At 67.9% G+C, this 18,383-nt stretch carries 16 protein-coding genes; 6 read left to right on the top strand and 10 right to left on the bottom strand.

The window, feature by feature from the left end; translation table 11 throughout:
* Window positions 1–263 precede the first annotated feature (263 nt).
* Both VGF12_RS12305 and VGF12_RS12310 read left to right on the top strand, forming a co-directional pair.
* The gene (locus VGF12_RS12305; protein WP_331176330.1) at window positions 264–704 is read left to right on the top strand and encodes a hypothetical protein; all 441 of its coding nucleotides are present in this window, start codon (window positions 264–266) and stop codon (window positions 702–704) included.
* A gap of 174 nt (window positions 705–878) precedes the next feature.
* Complete coding sequence (locus VGF12_RS12310; protein ID WP_331176331.1) at window positions 879–1,295, top strand: VOC family protein; 417 nt, start codon at window positions 879–881, stop codon at window positions 1,293–1,295.
* 150 nt (window positions 1,296–1,445) lie between these two features.
* Here the strand turns inward: VGF12_RS12310 and VGF12_RS12315 are convergent, their stop codons facing one another.
* The 3 genes from VGF12_RS12315 to VGF12_RS12325 are packed head-to-tail and all read right to left on the bottom strand — an operon-like array spanning window position 1,446 to window position 3,874.
* The gene (locus VGF12_RS12315; protein ID WP_331176332.1) at window positions 1,446–2,825 is read right to left on the bottom strand and encodes a sensor histidine kinase; all 1,380 of its coding nucleotides are present in this window, start codon (window positions 2,823–2,825) and stop codon (window positions 1,446–1,448) included.
* Window positions 2,826–2,840: 15 nt separating this feature from the next.
* Complete coding sequence (locus VGF12_RS12320; protein WP_331176333.1) at window positions 2,841–3,503, bottom strand: response regulator transcription factor; 663 nt, start codon at window positions 3,501–3,503, stop codon at window positions 2,841–2,843.
* The gene (locus VGF12_RS12325; RefSeq protein ID WP_331176334.1) at window positions 3,500–3,874 is read right to left on the bottom strand and encodes a PepSY domain-containing protein; all 375 of its coding nucleotides are present in this window, start codon (window positions 3,872–3,874) and stop codon (window positions 3,500–3,502) included. Before VGF12_RS12325 ends, VGF12_RS12320 begins: the two co-directional genes overlap by 4 nt.
* Window positions 3,875–3,995: 121 nt before the next feature.
* Between VGF12_RS12325 and VGF12_RS12330 the strand changes: the two genes are divergently transcribed.
* Complete coding sequence (locus tag VGF12_RS12330; RefSeq protein WP_331176335.1) at window positions 3,996–4,745, top strand: cytochrome b/b6 domain-containing protein; 750 nt, start codon at window positions 3,996–3,998, stop codon at window positions 4,743–4,745.
* A 2-nt stretch (window positions 4,746–4,747) separates the two neighbouring features.
* Here VGF12_RS12330 and VGF12_RS12335 read toward each other — a convergent pair whose 3' ends face one another.
* The 3 genes from VGF12_RS12335 to VGF12_RS12345 form a co-directional block, all read right to left on the bottom strand.
* The gene (locus VGF12_RS12335; RefSeq protein ID WP_331176336.1) at window positions 4,748–7,264 is read right to left on the bottom strand and encodes a cation-translocating P-type ATPase; all 2,517 of its coding nucleotides are present in this window, start codon (window positions 7,262–7,264) and stop codon (window positions 4,748–4,750) included.
* Between the two features lie 5 nt (window positions 7,265–7,269).
* The gene (locus VGF12_RS12340; protein ID WP_331176337.1) at window positions 7,270–8,232 is read right to left on the bottom strand and encodes a cation diffusion facilitator family transporter; all 963 of its coding nucleotides are present in this window, start codon (window positions 8,230–8,232) and stop codon (window positions 7,270–7,272) included.
* 422 nt (window positions 8,233–8,654) lie between these two features.
* The gene (locus tag VGF12_RS12345; RefSeq protein WP_331176338.1) at window positions 8,655–9,266 is read right to left on the bottom strand and encodes an OmpA family protein; all 612 of its coding nucleotides are present in this window, start codon (window positions 9,264–9,266) and stop codon (window positions 8,655–8,657) included.
* A gap of 346 nt (window positions 9,267–9,612) precedes the next feature.
* Between VGF12_RS12345 and VGF12_RS12350 the strand changes: the two genes are divergently transcribed.
* Window positions 9,613–10,686 carry a cyanophycinase gene (locus tag VGF12_RS12350; protein WP_331176339.1) on the top strand — a complete coding sequence of 358 codons (1,074 nt, stop codon included), beginning with the start codon at window positions 9,613–9,615 and terminating at the stop codon, window positions 10,684–10,686.
* Here the strand turns inward: VGF12_RS12350 and mltB are convergent.
* From mltB to VGF12_RS12370, 4 genes are all read right to left on the bottom strand, one after another.
* Complete coding sequence (gene mltB / locus VGF12_RS12355; RefSeq protein ID WP_331176340.1) at window positions 10,680–11,771, bottom strand: lytic murein transglycosylase B; 1,092 nt, start codon at window positions 11,769–11,771, stop codon at window positions 10,680–10,682. The genes VGF12_RS12350 and mltB overlap by 7 nt on opposite strands.
* Window positions 11,772–11,926: 155 nt before the next feature.
* Window positions 11,927–13,960 carry a DUF3488 and transglutaminase-like domain-containing protein gene (locus VGF12_RS12360; protein ID WP_331176341.1) on the bottom strand — a complete coding sequence of 678 codons (2,034 nt, stop codon included), beginning with the start codon at window positions 13,958–13,960 and terminating at the stop codon, window positions 11,927–11,929.
* On the bottom strand, window positions 13,957–14,931 hold the full coding sequence (locus VGF12_RS12365) for a DUF58 domain-containing protein (protein ID WP_331176342.1): 975 nt from the start codon (window positions 14,929–14,931) through the stop codon (window positions 13,957–13,959). Before VGF12_RS12365 ends, VGF12_RS12360 begins: the two co-directional genes overlap by 4 nt.
* 13 nt (window positions 14,932–14,944) lie before the next feature.
* Window positions 14,945–15,877, bottom strand: a complete 933-nt coding sequence (locus VGF12_RS12370; RefSeq protein WP_331176343.1) for a MoxR family ATPase — start codon at window positions 15,875–15,877, stop codon at window positions 14,945–14,947.
* A 30-nt stretch (window positions 15,878–15,907) separates the two neighbouring features.
* Between VGF12_RS12370 and VGF12_RS12375 the strand changes: the two genes are divergently transcribed.
* Together VGF12_RS12375 and VGF12_RS12380 are read left to right on the top strand one after the other, a co-directional pair.
* Window positions 15,908–16,843 (top strand): histone deacetylase family protein, encoded by a 936-nt coding sequence (locus tag VGF12_RS12375; RefSeq protein ID WP_331176344.1) that lies wholly within the window; start codon window positions 15,908–15,910, stop codon window positions 16,841–16,843.
* Between the two features lie 3 nt (window positions 16,844–16,846).
* The gene (locus VGF12_RS12380; RefSeq protein ID WP_331176345.1) at window positions 16,847–18,136 is read left to right on the top strand and encodes a mechanosensitive ion channel family protein; all 1,290 of its coding nucleotides are present in this window, start codon (window positions 16,847–16,849) and stop codon (window positions 18,134–18,136) included.
* The last annotated feature ends 247 nt before the right edge of the window (window positions 18,137–18,383 follow it).

Here is an 18,383-nt window from a genome sequence, read left to right on the forward strand (position 1 = left end):
GGCGCAAGCAAAAACGGCGGGATGCTACACCCCGGCCCCAATCCTCGCGGCCGGCGGGCGCTGGAGAGGAAGCTATGAAAGTTACGTCCCGTACCTTGGGGCCGCCGCAAGGGCGGGCATACAACCGCAGGCGTCTGGCGAACCTGTCTAGACGGCGGTGTCCGCGGCCAGGGCCATGGTGTGATTGACGTTCACGGTCTTGATTGCGGAGCGGGTTGAAGGCGACTTGCCTCAGCGTGCCGGACACTTCTACATTCGACCGCATGAGTACTTCCGAGCACTACGAAGCGTTGTTCTTCGATCTCCAGCGTGAGATCGGTCCGCTGGGACCGCTGACTACAACTGGCATTGTTGGATTCAGCGCTGGCGGGCCAGTGTCTATCCTTGGCGTCCCTGGGAAGAACGTCTACGTTACTTGCGAGTTGTCGCTCTACCAGGAGCAGATTCCGAACACCGCCGGCGAACGCTATGAGTTTCTGACGGAACTTCCGCTCGAAGAGCGTGATGCCCAAATCCTTTTGACCGAGCTTGGAAACCTTTCAATGGAGGCAAGGCTCGGGCATGGCCATACGGTTGATGTCTCACCGGTTTGCGAAATCCCAGGGGTGAAAGTCGTACGACTTCAGCAGCGAGCCTCCTGTACCACCGAAGACGGAAATTTCGGGGTTCTTGAGGTTTGTATGGTTGCTCAAGATGCGGTCTAGCAGTCGTTCGAGCCGACTCGTGTCGGCAAGCAGCCGCCCGCGGCTCAGCTTCAATGTTGGGCATCACATCCGTCAGCTTCGGTCCGGAGGACGGCGACACCGCCCGCTGGACTTGCACGTTGGTCGTCGCCCGGCACATGCCGGTGACGTGAGCCCTTTCCTGGGAGTGTTGGTATGCCAGCCCAACTTGACCACCTGATCGTTCCCGCCAAGAACAGAGTGGCGTCGGCGAAGTTGCTCGGCCACCTGCTTGGCGTCCCGTGGGCCGAACAGGCGGCTGTCGGTCCGTTTTCGCCTGTGTATGTCAGTGATTCCCTTACGCTGGACTTCGACGAATGGCCTGAACCCGTCCCGAAGCAGCACTATTGTTTCCGTGTTTCAGAGGAAGAGTTCGACGCAATACTGGGACGCATCAAGGTCGCTGGCTTGGCATACCGCAGTTCACCTGTCGGCGGCGACGACTACAAGGTCAATTTGGCGTTTGGCGGCAAGCTGGTTTACTGGAGTGAGCCTGACGGCCATGCGTGGGAGATCCTTACCGTCAGCTACGCGAGGTTGAATCCTTCCCCGACAGCGCAAAGTAGCGCCTAGACCATCGGTGCAGGGCAATCCAACGAAGGGGCTGGCCTGTGCATCTGTCGCCGGTGTTCGATCAGCCGGTCCTCTGCAGGGCCCAGCCGGGCGGCAACGGCAGTCGGCATGCAGCGAGTCCTGGATCGACTTCAGCGGATCGCCCGGCCATCAAGCTGCAGGCAGGTTCAGCACCACCAGAAGTCCGCCTAGAGGGCTCACACACAGTTCGACCGTTCCCTCATACAACGTGGCCAGCTCCTGCACGATCGCCAATCCCAGCCCACTGCCCGGCGTCGTCTCATCCAGTCGATGGCCGCGTGCCAGCGCCTTTGCCATCTGGTCCGGTGCGATGCCTGGGCCATCGTCATCGACGGTCACGCGCAGATGCCGTCCGGTCTGCATGGCGCTGACGAGAACCTGCGTTCGCGCGGACTTGCAGGCGTTGTCCAACAGATTGCCCAGCATTTCCTGCAGGTCCTGGGACTCGCCCGCGAACGCAAGGCGGGCATCGATGTCTGATCGTATCGACAGCTTCCTGCCCGCATGAACCTTCTGCATCACGCGAACCAGCCCGTCTGAGACGGGCTGCAACGGCGTCCTGAGGCCGCCTGCGCCCTGGGCTGCCGCAGCGCGGGCCCGGGCAAGGTGCCAGTCGATGTGCCGGCGCGCCACTTGCACCTGGTCCAGCACGAGCGCAGGCAAGTCATCCCGGGCCGCACGGGAGCTGTTCGCGTTTGCGGCCCCTTGACCGAGGATGGCGAGGGGCGTCTTCAAGGCGTGCGCAAGATTGCCCGCCTGCGACCTTGCACGCTCCAGGGTCGAAGTCTGGCGATCCAGCACGCCGTTGAGGTCATCGACCAGCGGCTGGACTTCATTGGGGTAGTGGCCTTCGAGGCGCTGTGTTCGTCCGTCCCGCAAAGCAGACAGGGCCACGCGCAACCGGCTCAGCGGTGCCAGCCCCAACGTGATCTGAAGCACCCCGCCGGCACAAAGCAAGAGCAGCAGCACCAGCAGCGAGCCGATCAGCACGTTGTCGAACCGCGCGACGGCCCGATCCAGCGGCTCCGTTCCGGCCGCGACCATGACGCGCCACGGCACCGACGCCCCATCGACCCGCAGGCCTCGCTCGATGAGCAACAACGGCTCCTTGCGGCGATTGACCACGTCATGGACGTGCAGTTCTCCTTCACCCGGCATGTCCCTCGGCGCGACCAAGTCCTCATCCCAGAGGGAGCGCGAGCGCAGCAAGCCCAGCTTGCCGTCGGCACCGGCCCCGTCGACCTGCCAGTACAGGCCGGAATGCGGGCGCGTCCAGCGTGGGTCGGAGAGTCGCGCCGCATCCAGGGTCGGTTGCCCCAGGCTGTCGACCTCCAACCTGGCGAGGACCTGGTCCAGATCCGCGGTCAGTCGCTCGACGAACTGTTGCCGAACGTGGTCCCGGAACAGGGCCGACAAGAGAAAGCCCGAGGCCACCAGCGTCAGCCCCGCGGTGACCAAGGTCACCAGCAGCAGGCGACGGCGAAGCGACAGGAGGCTCAGCGAGATCAAGGGCAGACCCGTGGATCAGTCAGCAGGCAAGAGCCGGTAGCCCATGCCGCGAACGGTCTCGATGAGTTCGGCGCCGAGCTTGCGTCTGAGCCGACCCACAAACACTTCCACGGTGTTGGAGTCGCGGTCAAAGTCCTGGGCATACAGGTGCTCGACGAGTTCGCTGCGCGACACCACCTGTCCGGCCCGATGCATCAAGTACGCCAGAAGTCGGTACTCGTGTGCGGTCAGGCCGACGGTGACCCCTTTGAGGGTGACCGTGCCCGTGCGCGTGTCCAGCGTGATGTCCCCTTGCCGCAGAAGCGGGGACGCCAGGCCGTGCGAGCGACGCACCAGCGCGCGTAGCCGGGCGAGGAGTTCCTCGGTATGAAATGGCTTGACCAGGTAGTCATCCGCCCCTGCGTCGATGCCCGCGACCTTTTCGTGCCAGCCGTCGCGCGCGGTCAGGATCAACACCGGCATGGTCAGCCCCTCGTTGCGCCAGCGCTGCAACACCGTCAAGCCATCCAGCAAGGGCAGTCCGAGGTCCAGCACGACGGCGTCGTACGGCTCTGTGGTGCCGTAGTCCAGCGCGGCCTGTCCGTCTCCCGCCTCGTCCACGGCGTAGCCGGCCTGCTCCAGCATCTGCTTGAGCTGAGACCGCAGGACCGCTTCATCCTCGACCAGCAACACCCTCATGGCCTGCGCTCCGGGGCCGAGGCGGGGGACACCTTGCTTTCGGGGGCGGGCCGCTGCCGGCTCCTGAGGACCGCGGCCGTCTTGGCGTCCACGTCCAGACGAAGCAGCCGGCCGCCGCTTTGCAGCAGCTTGAGCTCGTAGACCCAGCGGCCGTCCTTGCGCTCGAGTTCCACCTCCAGCACCTCGCCGGGATGGCTGCCCTGCACCCTGTCCAGGATTTCCTGCAGAGGCAGCACTTCGCCGGCCTTCAGCGCGGCGCGGGCGCGATCATGGTCTCGCCGGTCGTCGGCATGGACCCACGAGACCGTGGACGCGCCCAGGCTCAGGGCGATAACGCAGGGTAGGACGTAGCGCCAGCAAGGTGCCTTCATGGTGCAAGTGTCGGATGCCGAAGCTGAACGGCGCATGAACGGTCGATTCAGGAAGGGTTCAAGCGCGGCTTCCGATGATGACTTCATCAAGGACAAGGACATCTGATTCGAGGAGCACCTCATGACCTTTTCGACCCCGCCCGCCGCACCAACGATGGACCGGGCCGCGACCAGCCCAGCGCAGACCGCCAGACCCGGGCGGCTGATGATTGATGCGCCCGTGCGGGCCTTCCATGGCCTTTTCGCGCTGAGCTTTGCGGGCGCCTGGCTCACGGCGGAGTCCGAGCGCTGGCGTGACGTCCATGTCACGCTGGGCTACGCTTTCGGCGGACTGCTGCTGTTCCGGCTGGTGTACGGCCTCATCGGCCCGCGCCAGGCGCGGCTGACCCTGCTTTGGCGCCGCGTGTCCGGGCTGGGCGACTGGCTGCACCATGCCAAGGCCGGGCGTGTCGACCTGGCTCGCGCGGCGACCCTCGGCATGGGGGCGGCGATGCTGTTGCTGATGGCCGTCGCGGCGCCCCTGGTGCTGACGGGCTATGCGGGCTATGTCGAGTGGCTGGGCATGGACGACGCCCTGAAGGAAATTCACGAGTTCTTCGCCAACTCGGCGATGGCCCTCGTCCTTGCTCATCTGGTGCTCATCGCGCTGCTGTCGGTCCTGCGTCGCCGCAATCTGGCGACGCCGATGCTGACCGGTCGCACGTCCGGCCCCGGCCCGGACCTCGTGAAGGCCAATCGCGGGTGGCTGGCTATGCTGGTGCTGGTGGCTTACCTGGGCTTCGTAGGCTGGCAGACCGTCCATGCCGACTTGAACGGCGTCGCAACGAGACAAAGCGACCGGCACGGCGGGCACCATGACGATGATGATTGAGGTCAGGGCTGTCCGCGCAACAGCGCGACCATGGCCGCGCACCATGCCCAGGTCGTCAAGGCCAGCACGGCGGCCAGCGCCAGCAAGGGGGCGGACGGCGCCGTGAACTTGAACAGCCCGGCGACCTGGGGAACCCCGAGTGCGAGCGCGAGCAGCACCACCGTGCCCAGCACGATCCAGCGGAAGGCGGCATTGACGTTGCGCGGTCCCGCGGCGGAGGCGGCCCAGGTCCGGTTGGCCTGGATCAGGCCCAGATTGCCGAGCACCAACACCGCAAAGGCGACCGTGCGTCCTGCATCCGCACTGCCGCCGGATTGCGCTGCGAGCACGTACCCGGTGAGCACGGCCGCCAACAGACCGACGCCTTGCAGCAAGCTCAACCGCACCAGTGCGGTATCGAAGAGCCGGGCATCCGGGCGACGCGGCGGCTGACGCATCGCCCCGGGCTCCAGGGCCTCAGCCTCGAAGACGATCGAGCACGCGGGGTCGATGATGAGCTGCAGGAACAGGATGTGGGCCGGCATCAGGATCAGAGGCCAGCCCATCAGCAGCGGTGCCAGGGCCAGGCCGATGATGGGCAGGTGCGCGGCCAGCACGAAGACGATGGCCTTGCGCAGGTTGGCAAACACCCGACGGCCGTAGCGGATGGTCGTGACCAGCGAACCGAAGTCGTCGTTCAACAGCACGAGGTCGGCTGCTTCTCGCGCGACGTCCGTGCCACGCCCTCCCATGGCCACGCCAATGTGGGCGGCCTTCAGCGCAGGTGCATCGTTCACGCCGTCGCCGGTCATCGCCACGACATCCCCGCGCGCCCGGAACGCCTGCACCAGGCGCAGCTTCTGCTCGGGACGCACCCGGCAGAACACCTGGGTGTCGTGCAGTTGCTCGGCCAGTGCGGCGTCGTTCAGTGCGTCCAGGTCTGCCCCGGTGAGATGCCTGCCGTCGACCTCCAGCCCGGCTTTTCGCGCAATGGCCAGCGCCGTGGCGGGATGGTCGCCGGTGATCATCGCCACGCGGATGCCAGCAGCCCGGCATTCGGCGATGGCTGCCGGCACGTCGGCCCGCACCGGGTCCTCCAGCGCGAGCAGGCCGACTAACTCAAAGTCGAAGTCGTGCTGGATGGGGGGCAGGGCCTCGGCAGCAAACACCGCCCGCGCGACGCCCAGCACGCGCAGGCCATCGCCTGCCAGGGTGGCCACCTGCTCGGAGATGTGCTGACGGCGGGAGGGAGGCAGGTGGCAGAGGTCGATGATGGCTTCGGGCGCGCCCTTGGCTGCCACCAGCAGCTCGCGCTGGTCGGGCGAACGCCAGACCCGCGACATGGCCAGCAGCTCGCGCGACAGGGGGTAGTCAGACACCAGCGCCCAGTCGCCGTGCAGGTGCTCCGAGCCGTGCAGCCAGTGCTGGCCGGCGACGCCGATGGCCGCCTCCATCGGGTCGAAGGCATGGCGGTGGCTGGACAGCACGGCGTACTCCAGCACGGGATGGAAGGCATGTGCCATGACGTTGATGGGCTGGTTCGCCAGCTCGAACGCGGCACCGTCCACCCACAGGCGTCGCACCTCCATCTGGTTGCGGGTCAGGGTGCCCGTCTTGTCCACGCAGAGCAGCGTGGTCGCGCCGAGGAGTTCCACCGCGGGAATGCGCCGCGTCAGGACCCGTTCGCGGGACAGGCGCCATGCGCCCAGGCCCAGGAAGATGGTCAGCACCACCGGCAATTCCTCCGGCAGGATGGCCATGGCCAGCGTGAGGCCGGCCAGCAGGCCGGTGAGCCAGTCGCCGCGACTGACGGCCCAGCCCAGTGCCAGCAACAGGGCAATCGACGCCCCGGCCATGGCCACACGCCGAACGATCTGCGCCGTTTCCTGCTGGATGGGTGTCTCGTCCACGGTGAGGCCACCCAGTGATGCACCGATGCGGCCCAATGCGCTGCGCGGGCCGGTGGCGACGACGCGCCCCTGCGCGGTACCCTGTGTCACGAGAGAGCCGGAAAAGCAGAGCTGATGCGCTGCGGCGGCCCCCGTGTCAGACGCTTCGCGGGCCTGCTTCAGGACAGGCTGGGATTCCCCCGTCAGCAGCGACTCGTCGACAGTCAGGTAGCTGGCCTCCAGCAGCTCGATGTCGGATGGCACCCGGTCCCCTTCTGCCAGCAGCACGAGGTCGCCCACCACCAGCGCCTTGCCCGATACGCGCACCGGCTTCCCGTCTCGGAGCACGAGTGCGCGCGGGCTGGACAGGTCGCGCAATGCATCCAGTGCGGCTTGGCTGCGACGCTTCTGCACGAAGGTCATCGCGATGACCACGCCCACGAAGCCCAGCAGCATCAGGGCCTCGTGTCGGTCGCCGAGCGCGAGATAGATGCTGCCGCAGGCCACCAGCAGCAGGAACATCGGTTCGCGCACGACCTCCCACAGCATCTGCACCGCGCCGGACCGAGCCGCGGCCGGCAGCTCGTTCGGACCGTCGCGTCGCAGCCGAGCCTCGGCCTCGGAGGTGCTCAGCCCGATGGACGGCTCCATCGCGCTCAGCCTAGAGCGACGGGTGAGACCTTCTCATGGTCGCCATCCGGGCGGCGCCAGGGGTCCACATGGGTCATCAGGTTCAGCACGCGGTGCCGTTGCATCACGCGGCGGCGTGCTTCCACTGCGATGTCATGGCCCGCTTCGACGGTGAGTGTGGCGTCCACCTCGATGTGGGCATCGACCACGACCATATCGCCCATCTTGCGCGTGCGGATGTCGTGCACGCCCATGATCCCCGGCGTTTCGGCCAGCGTCAGGCGGATGGCGGCGACCTCTTCGTCATCGACGGCGCGGTCCATCAGGTCATGCAGGGCATCCCAGCCAAACTCCCAGCCCATCTTGGTGACCATGAAGCCCACGATGGCGGCGGCGATGGGGTCGAGGATGGGGTAGCCGGCCAAGTTGCCGACGATGCCCAGGGCGACGACCAGGGATGACGCGGCATCGGAGCGGGCGTGCCACGCATTGGCTACGAGCATGCTCGACTTGACCCGCTTGGCCACGGCGAGCATGTAGCGAAAGAGCAGTTCCTTGGCCGTCAGTGCGCCAAGCGCCACCCAGAGGGCGGCCAGGTGGACCCGGGGAATGGCCTCCGGCTGCTCCAGCTTGACGGCGGCGGACCACAGCATGCCCATGCCCACCGCCAGCAACAGCAGTCCCAGCACGAGAGACGCGGCCGTCTCGTAGCGGTGGTGTCCGTAGGGGTGGTCTTCGTCAGCGTCTTTCTGGCTGTGATGGTTGGCGAGCAGCACTACGAAGTCGGCGACGAGGTCAGACAGCGAGTGCACGCCGTCGGCGATCAGTCCCTGGGACTTGGTCAGCACGCCCGCCACGATCTGCGTGGATGTGAGCACCAGGTTGACGGCGACACTGACCCATGTACTGCGAGAGGCCGCGGCAGCGCGCTCCGTGGCGGTGTGCTCGGTGGACTCCGAGTCTTCGCTTCGGGGTAGAAAGGCTGTCACAGATGCTCCCGTCCTGGGCCGCCCTCTCAGCGGCAACGCCGCAGGATAGTCGCCAGCGCTGAACGCCCGATGAACAGTCTTTTGCTCAGCTCAGGCTCGAACCGAGGGCAGGGGGGCGTCCATTCCAGGGACGACATGCCCGCGCCGGTCGATGGCGTTGCCTGCGGCCACCAGCCGCATGGCAGAGGCACGCCCCTGTGAGAACCCAGGTGTTGCCGGCTCGCCTTGCGTGGTGGGGCCGACGCAAGCCGCATCGTCGGCTGCGCCGTGTTCCAGGGCAGCCCCCGGCGGTGGCGCCGGCGGCGTGCTGACTGGCCGGGTGGCACGGCTGTCCCGCCCGGCTCTAGGGCGGAAAAGCGACCCGCCCTGATCCGACGGTCAACGCAACGCGCGGGCGGGCCTCGCGCGCGAATCCCTGCAGCTCAGCGCATCACGATCAGCTGAACCCGACGGTTCATGCTGCGACCGTCGCGGGTGCGGTTGTCAGCCAGGGGCGCCGATGCGCCGTAGCTGATTGTGGCCATGCGCGCCAAAGGCAGGCCGGCGCGGGACAGGTGCAGGCGCACGGCTTCAGCCCGCTTGAGGCCCAGCTGCTGGTTGATCGCGTCGGTGCCGGTCGCGTCGGTGTGGCCCTGGATTTCGACGAACACCGGCTGGTTGTCGGCCTTGAGTTTGGCGACCAGTTGGTCGAGCTCCCGGCCGGCCTGCTCGGTGAGCTGGGCGCGGCCCGAGCTGAACTTGATCTTGTCGTCGGTCAACAGGGTGCTCATCAACAGGCCCGGCGGCTTGGGCAGATTGTTGGCGGCCTGGGCGCGTGCAGCAGCCTCCTGCTGCAGGGCCTGGATTTGCGCCTCGCTGCCCTGCAGCCGGCCGTCCAGCGCCTTGAGGCCATCGTCATGCGCCTGTACGCGGGTGCCGAGGCCGTCCACGCTGGTCTGCACGGGAGCGACGGTCTCCTTGACGAATTCCTTGGTGGCGCAAGCGCTCAGCAGCAAGGCGCTGGTGGCGACGATCAGGGGCGAAAGTCTCGACATCGGTGGACTCGTTGAAATGAAAGAGGTGCGACTCTAGGCAGTCCTCACGGACAAACGTACCGAGCTGTGAACAATCCTTGCGCCGTTAACCTGGAAGAACAAAGCCTTACCGTTCTGACCTCGGCACCGAAGGGGAAGTCGGTTGACGCCGGCACAGCGAAGGCTGCCGGCGACGCGGCTGAGAGCAGTCGTCGGTGGCGCCGCAACTGCCCAGCCTTGCCCAGGCCTTCGCCAGCCTGTCCGCCCTACCGAGAGATGAGGGCCCCCCCGAACCAGAGCTGGCGCCCTGAAAGCCGCTCTGCCTAAACTCGGTCGCCGCCCTGACGGGTGCTCCGCAGGACGCCGTATGAACCGTTTCTTCCTCGCGCGCCGCGCCTTCGTCACAAGCCTGCTTTGCCTGGGTCTCGTTGCCGGCCCGGCCTGGGCCGGCGGTGGCAGCGCCGGCAGCGGCGCCAAGCCCACAGTCAGCACCAAGGATTACGACTTCTACCGCAGCGGCAATGCGGCCGATGTGCAGCCGCCGCAGCCGGCCTCGCCCATGCTTGTGCTGATGGGAGGCGGGATCGACGTCGATGACGCCTTTCGCGCGATGATCGCCAAGGCCCGCGGCGGTTCGGCGAGCCAGGTCGACGTCGTCATCCTGCGCACCTCCGGCGCCGACGGCTACAACGACTACCTGATGGCGATGGGCGGCGTCGATTCGGTCGAGTCCATCGTCATCAAGACCCGCGCCGGCGCCAGCGCGCCGCAGGTGCTGGACCTCGTGGCCCGCGCCGACGTGCTCTTCATCGCCGGCGGCGACCAGTCCACCTACATCGACGAATGGGCCGGGACGCCGCTGGAGGCTGCGGTACAGGCCGCCGTCGCGCGCAACGTGCCCTTCGGCGGCACGAGTGCCGGCCTATCGGTGCTGGGGCAGTTCGACTATTCCGGTGCCAACAAGTCGATATCGTCGACGCAGGCCATGGCCAATCCCTTTGACCGCAACGTCACGCTGGATCGCAGCTTGTTGGACACGCTGCCATGGATGGCCGGCGTCATCACCGATGCCCATCTCGTCACGCGTGACCGTATGGGGCGGCTCGTGACTTTCCTGGCCCGGCTCAGCGCGGACGGCTGGGCCGGCTGGTCCCAGCTGCGCGGCATCGGGATCGACGAGCAGACGGCCGTCGTCGTCGAAGGGGGCATCGGCACCGTCATGGGCAATGACGACGGACTGGGCGGCCGGACCGGGCAGGCCTACTTCCTCAAGCCGTCGATGGCACCGACGACCGTGCAGCCGAAGACGCCGCTGACCTTCCGCAACCTGCAGGTCGAGAAGCGCACGGCGGGCGGTCGGTACGACCTTGTGAACTGGCCGACCGTGTCGCCGTACTTCATCTCCGTCGAGGCTGGCGCGCTGATGCCCAACCCTTACTGAGGCGCCGGGACCGCCCGGGCCCGTTCGACGGCTCGGCCCAGCTCGATGACCGCCAGCGCGTAGTAGGCCGACCAGTTGTAGCGCGTCACCACCCAGAAGTTCTGCGTGCCCAGCAGCACGGTGGTGGGCTTCTTGGGGCCGTTCTGAAGTTCGATGACGGCCATGGGACCGTCGTGTTCGAGGGCTGCCGCGGATGGCTCGGCGCCTGCCGCGGCGAGCTCGGCGGCCGTGAAGGTGGGCTTGATGTCGGGCGCCAGCAGTCGCGCGCGGTCATGGCGGTCCGCGGGCAGCCGGACGCTGTAGTGCGTGGCCTGACCGGGCTTCCAGCCGTACTCCGAGAGGTAGTGGGCGACGCTGCCGATGGCGTCGTCGGCGCTGGAGATCAGGTCGATGCGGCCGTCGGCGTCGAAGTCCACCGCATGCTTGCGCCAACTGCCGGGCATGAATTGCGGCAGGCCCAAGGCGCCGGCATAGCTGCCGCGCACGTCAGTCGCGTCCAGGCCGTTCTCTCGGCAAAGCTTGAGGAACTCCGCCAGTTCGCTGCGGAAGAAGGCCTGGCGCTCGGCCGCGCGCGGATGCTCGGCTGGGAAGTCAAAGGCCAGCGTGGCCAGCGCATCCAGTACCTTGAAGCCGCCGGTGATGCGGCCGTAGAAGGTTTCGACGCCGAGGATGCCGATGATGACGGAGGCCGGCACGCCATAGGTGGCTTCGGCGCGCGCCAGGGCTGCTTCGTGCTCGGCCCAGAACGCCACGCCGGCCTCCAGGCGTTTCGGCTCGATGAAGCGGTCTCGATAGGCTGTCCAGTTCTTGGCCGTGCCCACGGCGGCGGGCAGGATGAGCTGCCGGACCCGCGGCAGGTTCAGGGCCTGGCCCAGCTGCTCGCGAAGCGCGGCAACGTCCCAGCCCTGCGTCGTGGCCAGTTCGTCTGCGAAGGCGACGAGGGCAGGGCGGGGGCCGAAGGGCTGCGGCTGAGGCGCGGGCTTGGCGTGGCGTGGTTTGGCGTCGGCCGCGAGGCTCAGGCTGAGCAGCAGGCCGGCGCACAGGGTGCTGCACAGGGCGGTGAGGAGTCGAGGGCGTTTCACCATGGCAGCATACGGGCGTCGCGCCCGAGCGCCCTCATGGGATGTGCAACACGAACTCCTGTCCGAAGACCTGGGCGCCCGGGTGCGGGTGCTTTGCCTGGGCCCGCAAGGCGGTGGCGCTGACCGATGGCGTCGAGAAGGGAGGGCGCCTGCATCGATCAGTCGTCCAGCAAGCGTGCGGCCCGGCGAAATTCAGCCCAGGCCGGTGTCGGTGCGTTGGCGGCGTAGCGCGAGCGCTCCAGGTCCTCCAGCCATTGCGCGGCCGGCTCGGCTTTCTGCCCGAGTTGGCGACGCAGGTTGTGCGCCCAGGCTGCCGGGCTTTCGTGCGAGGGCAGAGCCACGCCGCTGCGGTCCAGCCGCGCCAGGATGCGCGCACGCTGGCGACTCCAGGCATCGTGCGGGCGGCTGCTCCAGCGGATCCAGCCGGCGCCTGCAATGGCCAGGACGAGGATGACGGCGGCCAGCGCCTGGCCGAGCGCGGTCCAGTCAGGGCGCTCGAAGCCCAGCTTCTTCAGCAGGTCGAACTGGTTCTGGCGCGAGTAGTTCAGCACCAGTTGCTGCCAGCGGTTGTTGAGCGTTTCCCAACCGTTGCGCACGGCCCGCCACAGCGTCGGATTGATTTGGCCCAGCACGCCGGGTTCGGGGCGCAATGCCAGCCCCTGAATGACGCGGTTGGGGGCGACGGCGGCAGTCGGGTCGCTGCGCAGCCAGCCCTTGCCCTCGACCCAGTATTCGGCCCAGGCATGGGCGTTGGCGTTGCGCACGACGTAGTAGCCGTCCTGGGGTTCGGCGTCCCAGCCCTGGAAGCCGGTGACGATGCGCGCCGGCACGTCCATGGCGCGCATCAGCACGACGAAGGCGGAAGCGAAGTGCTCACAGAAGCCAAGCCGCCTGTCCAGCCAGAACTCGTCGATGAGGTGAGGCGATGCCGTGCCGTAGCGCCCAGGGGTCAGGGTGTACGTGAAGTCCTCGTTGCGCACATGCGCCAGCAGGGCCGCGGCAAGGCTTTCCGCGCGCGGGCCAGGCGCCAGGCCGGCAAAGCGAGGCTGGGCGGAGAGCTCTGCGGCCCAGGCCCGTGCGCGCGGATTGGTGCCCGCGGGCAGATCGAGGTCGGGTGCGAGCTGGACGCGATTGCGTTGCTCGCCGGCCCGCCAGGCGGGGTAGGAGCTCGTGTTGAAGCGCAGTCGCTCGGTGATGGGGCGCGGCGACAGCCACTGCAGTTCGGGGCCCCGCACGACGGTGAGGTCGGTCAGCGCCAGTTCGCTGCCAACGCGGCCTGGGCTCATCTCCAGCAGTGGCAGCACGGGAATGCGCAGCGGCTCCAGCGTCATCTCGTAGCGCAGCGCGGGACCGGTGGTAGCGAGGTCGTCACGGCCGCGCAGCCAGCTCTGGCTTGATCGGGCATCGGGCGCTCGCCAGGTCTTGCCGTCGAAGCGGGTCAGCACTGGACCGCGGAAGTAGCGCTGGTCGGGCGGCGGCGGCGGGCCATCGAACTTCAGCCGCATCGCGATGCTGTCGTCATTGGCGATCTCGTTCATCGCGCCGAACTCGAGCTGGTTGGACAGGCCCGTCTTGCCGATGGCCTCGGTTGGCACGCCCCACAGCGGCGCGATGCGCGGGAAGAGCACGAAGAGCAGCACCATCACGGGCAGGCCCAGCGCCGTCGTGCCGGCAGCGCGACGGGCGGCGATGCCGATGGAGGGAACGCCCTGGAGCTCGGTGGACGGCATCTGCGCCAGGACGACCGCGGCCAGCAGGCCCCACAGCGACACCAACGACCAGACGGCGGTCAGCAACGACTGCGAGTACAGGAACTGTGTCAGGACGAGGAAAAAGCCGAGGAAGAACACGACGAATGCGTCGCGCCGTGCGCGCAGCTCCAGCGTCTTCAGCGCCATCAGCATGACGAGCAGCGTGATGCCGGCCTCGCGTCCGATGACGGTGCGCAAGGTCAGCCAGGTCAGGCCCGTGTAGAGGGCCACGATGACCAGCAGCCACCAGCGGCTGGGCAGGGGCCGCTGGCGCACCGCCAGCGCCGCGCGCCAGCCCAGCACCACGGTGGTCAGCGCCGTGCTCCACCAGGGCAGGTGATCGGCGTGCGGCGCGATGATGGCGGCGATGACGCCGAGCAGGAACAGGCTGTCGCGCGTGTCGCGCGGCAGGCGGGCCCACCAGGCTGAAAGGGCCGTCATGAGCCGAACCCCGCGAGCAGTTCCAGGCAGGTCTGCCGGTGCACGGCGCCCAGCGACGGCTGGACCTCGCGGCCGGCCAGACGCAGGCCATAGGGCTGGCCTAGGCGCTCGGCGGCCAGCACCCAGGCTGTCAACCGCGACAGCCGGGCCTCGACGTCGCGGCCCTGTGTGTCGCGCCAGTCCAGCCACAGGTCCTGGGCCAGCGGCGCCTCGGTTTCCCGCACCCACAGGGGCAGGCCCTCGTCCAGCGCCAGCGCCGACTTGCGCCACAGGATCTGCTTCATGGAGTCGCCCCGGCGGTAGCTGCGCACGCCGGAGAAGTCTGTCCCGCTGGCAGTCTGCCGCGCCGATGCGGCGTCGACCGCGTGGCCTTCGGCCTGGGGCGGGAAGGGCGCCGGCACGTCCTCGGGCCGCGGGTAGACCCACACCTTGCTCGCTGGTCGCCAGTAGCTCCAGGCGCGGAAGAAGCCCAGCGGGAAGCGTGTCGTGACGATGAGTCGGGGCAGCTCGCTCAGGCCTCGTTTCAGCGTCGGCAGGCGCAGCCTCAGCACGGCATGGCCGAGGGCTGGCACGTCGACCCAGGCGGGCTCGGTGGCGCCACCATCGAGCTGGGCACTGACGGCGATGCCGAAGCGGGCCCCGCCCGGGTTGTGCAGGCGCAGCTCCAGCACGTACTCCTCACCGGCGTGCACGCCGTCGGGCGCCTTGAGGTCCATCTGCAGGCCGCGCAGGTTGGCGTGCGTGGTGTGCATGGAGGCCAGGCCTGCGCCGGTCAGCGCGAAGGTCAGCGCATAGCCCAGGCTGAGCTGCTCGTTGATGCTGGTCAGCAGCAGCACCCCCAACGTGCCGCAGAAGGCCACCCCGGCCCACGTGGGCACGATGTAGACGTTGCGTTGGGTGGTCTGGTGGGTGTCGGCCAGCGGCTGGCGGCCCTGCCACCAGCGCTGCCAGCGGCGTTGGAGCGCCATCATCGGGTGGCGGCGGTCATGGGAGCGGGATCGCTTCGATCATGGCCCGCACCTGCTCGCGGGCGCCGCGGCCGGCACCGGCGCGCGGCTGCAGGCGATGGGCGATGGTCTGGGGCAGGATGGCCTGCACGTCGTCCGGCGACACGTAGTCGCGCCCCTGAAGGAGCGCGCGCGCCCGCGCGGCGCGCAGCACGGCCAGGCCGGCGCGCGGCGACAGACCCTCGACGAACCACTGGCCGGAGCGCGTCGCGGCGATCAGGGCCTGGAGGTAGTCCAGCAGCGGCGGCGCGGCATGGATGGCCTTGACGGCAGCCTGCGCCTGGATGAGTTCGGCCGGCGTCATGACGGGCTGCAGTGCGCGCAGCAGCTCGCGGCTGTCCTCACCCATCAGCAGTTCGCGCTCTGCGGCGGCGTCAGGGTAGCCCAGCGAGATGCACATCAAGAAGCGGTCCAGCTGGGATTCCGGCAGCGGGAAGGTGCCGAGTTGCTCGCTGGGGTTCTGCGTCGCGATGACGAAGAACGGTTCGGGCAGCGGGTGGCTGACGCCCTCGATGCTGACCTGATGCTCCTCCATGGCCTCGAGCAGCGCGCTCTGCGTCTTGGGGCCGGCGCGGTTGATCTCGTCCGCCAGCAGCACCTGGGCGAACACTGGGCCGGGGTGGAAGGCGAAGCCCTGGCGCTCGCGTTCGTAGACGGACACGCCCAGTAGGTCGCTCGGCAGCAGGTCGGCTGTGAACTGCAGGCGCGAGAACTTCAGGCCCAGCGAGATGGCCAGCGCATGGGCCAAGGTCGTCTTACCCACCCCAGGCAGATCCTCGATGAGCAGGTGGCCGCCGGCCATGAGACAGGCCAGGGAATCGGCAATCTGTGCGGGTTTGCCCTTGATGACCGTGCTAATCTGGTTTTGCAGGGACTGCAGTTGCCCTGCCAGCGTTCGTGATTGCGTCATGGGGCTGACCATAGCAAGAGACAACGGCCGATGCCCACCGCGTATTTCAATCCCCCCGAATGCCGCCGCCACGAGATGGGTGACGGGCACCCCGAATGTCCGGAGCGTCTCGCCGCCATCGATGACTGGTTGATCGGCTCGGGCCTGAGCCAGGCGCTGGCCTACATGGACGCCCGGCCCGCGGACCTGAAGGACGTGGAGCTGGCGCATACCCATGGCTATGTGGCCGAGATCGGCGAGCTGCTGCGCGGCTGCGCCGAGACCGGCGGTCGCTGCGCCGTGGACCCTGACACCTTGGCCAATGCCCACACCTGGTCCGCCGCGCTGCATGCTGCGGGGGCGGCGGTGCAGGCGACCGACCTCGTCATCGACGGCGGCGCCGACAACGCCTTCTGTGCGGTGCGGCCGCCCGGCCACCATGCGACGCGCGACCAGAGCATGGGCTTTTGCTTCTTCAACAACGTGGCCATCGCGGCCCGGCACGCGCTCGACCGCCGCGGCCTCAAGCGCGTGGCCATCGTGGATTTCGATGTTCACCACGGCAATGGCACCGAGGACATCATCGCGGGCGACGACCGCGTGCTGATGGTCAGCCTGTTCCAGCACCCGCTCTACCCATACAGCGGGGCTGTGCCCAAGGGCACCAACATGGTCAACGTGCCGCTGCCGCCCTACACCCGCGGCGGCGAGGTGCGCGAGATCATCGAGGCGATGTGGCTGCCGGCGCTGGAACGCTTCAAGCCGCAGATGATCTTCGTCTCCGCCGGCTTCGATGCCCACCGCGATGACGACTTGGGCCAGTTGGGCCTCGTCGAGGCGGACTACGAATGGATCACCCTCAAGGTCAAGGCCGTGGCCGATCGCCATGCCAAGGGCCGCATCGTGTCGGTGCTGGAGGGCGGCTACAACCTGCACGCGCTCTCGCGCAGCGTGGCGGTGCACCTGCGGGCTCTGGCCGATCTCTGAAGCATGCAAGAACCTCTGAACCTGAATGAACTGCAGGCCCTGCTGGGTCGCGCCTTCAGCCCCAGCGCACTGGGCGAGTGGGCCGTGTTGCTGGGCTGCCTGCTGTTGGCGGCGCTGGGCACGCTGATCTTGTCCCGCACGGCACCCCGGCACCACCTGAGCGTGCTGTTCGGCGAGCGCGTCATCGACGGCGCGCTGTTCCCGCTGCTGGCCATGGCCCTCGCGTTCGGTGCTCGCCGACTGCTGCCCCTCTTCGGCATAGCGCCGGCGCTGTTCAAGCTGGTGCTGCCGCTGCTGGTGTCATTGGCGGCCATCCGCCTCGTCGCCCGCGTGCTGGCGGCCGCCTGGCCGGACTCCAAGCCCATCAAGGCGGTCGAGCGGGTCGGGTCGTGGCTGGTCTGGATCGGCGCGGTGCTGTGGATCGTCGGCCTGCTGCCCCTCGTCATGGAGGCGATGGATGACATTGGCTGGAAGGTCGGCAACGTCAAGCTGACACTGCGCAATGTCGTTGAGGGCGGACTGACCTCGGCCATCGTACTGGTGCTTGCCCTGTGGCTGTCGTCCACCATCGAGGACCGCCTGCTGCGGCGCGAGTCGCTGGACATGTCCATGCGCAAGATCGCTGCCAACGCGGTGCGCGCGCTGCTGCTCTTGATCGGCCTGCTGTTCGCGCTGTCGGCCGCGGGCATCGACCTGACGGCGCTGGGCGTGCTGGGCGGTGCACTGGGCGTGGGCCTGGGCTTTGGCCTGCAGAAGCTCGCAGCGAACTATGTCAGCGGCTTCGTCATCCTGGCCGAGCGCTCCTTGCGCATCGGCGACATGGTCAAGGTGGACGGTTTCGAGGGGCGCGTCACCGACATCAAGACGCGCTACACCGTGATCCGGTCGCTGGGCGGCAAGGAAGCGATCGTGCCCAACGAGATGTTGATCACGCAGCGCGTGGAGAACTCGTCGCTGGCTGACCCCCGGGTGCTGCTTTCCACGGTGGTGCAGGTCAGTTACGACTGCGAGGTCGAAAGCGTCATGCAGTCGCTAATGGCGGCCATCGCCGACGTGCCACGGGTGCTCCGCGAGCCAGGCCCGTCGGTGCAACTCAGCCAGTTCCAGGCCGATGGCCTGGAACTGACGATCTATTTCTGGATCATGGATCCCGAGAACGGCAGCGGCGGTGTGCGCTCGGCGGTGAACCTCGCGATCCTGCGCACGCTCAAGGACCTGGGCGTGGACATTCCCTACCCGCAGCGGGTCATGCACCACGTGGGCCAGCCCGTCGAGGCGCCTCCGCCGCGCTGATCTGGGCGACGCGCAAAAAATTCCCGCAGCGCTGGTTTTGGGTCGTTAGGTTGGTGCCGGCCCCGCCCTAGGATGGACGGATTCGACCTATCAGGGGAAACCATGGGCTTCATGCGGCGGGTGATGTTGGCGCAATTGGTGCCGGCGGGGCTGGTGGCCGTGCTGGGCGTCTTTGTCCTGGTGGGCACGTCCAGCATGGAGTCGCGGCTGACCGACTCCTTCGGCCGGCAGGACGCGCTGGCCAGCG

This window comes from Roseateles sp. (genome assembly GCF_036404855.1).
Lineage (GTDB): Bacteria > Pseudomonadota > Gammaproteobacteria > Burkholderiales > Burkholderiaceae_C > Pelomonas.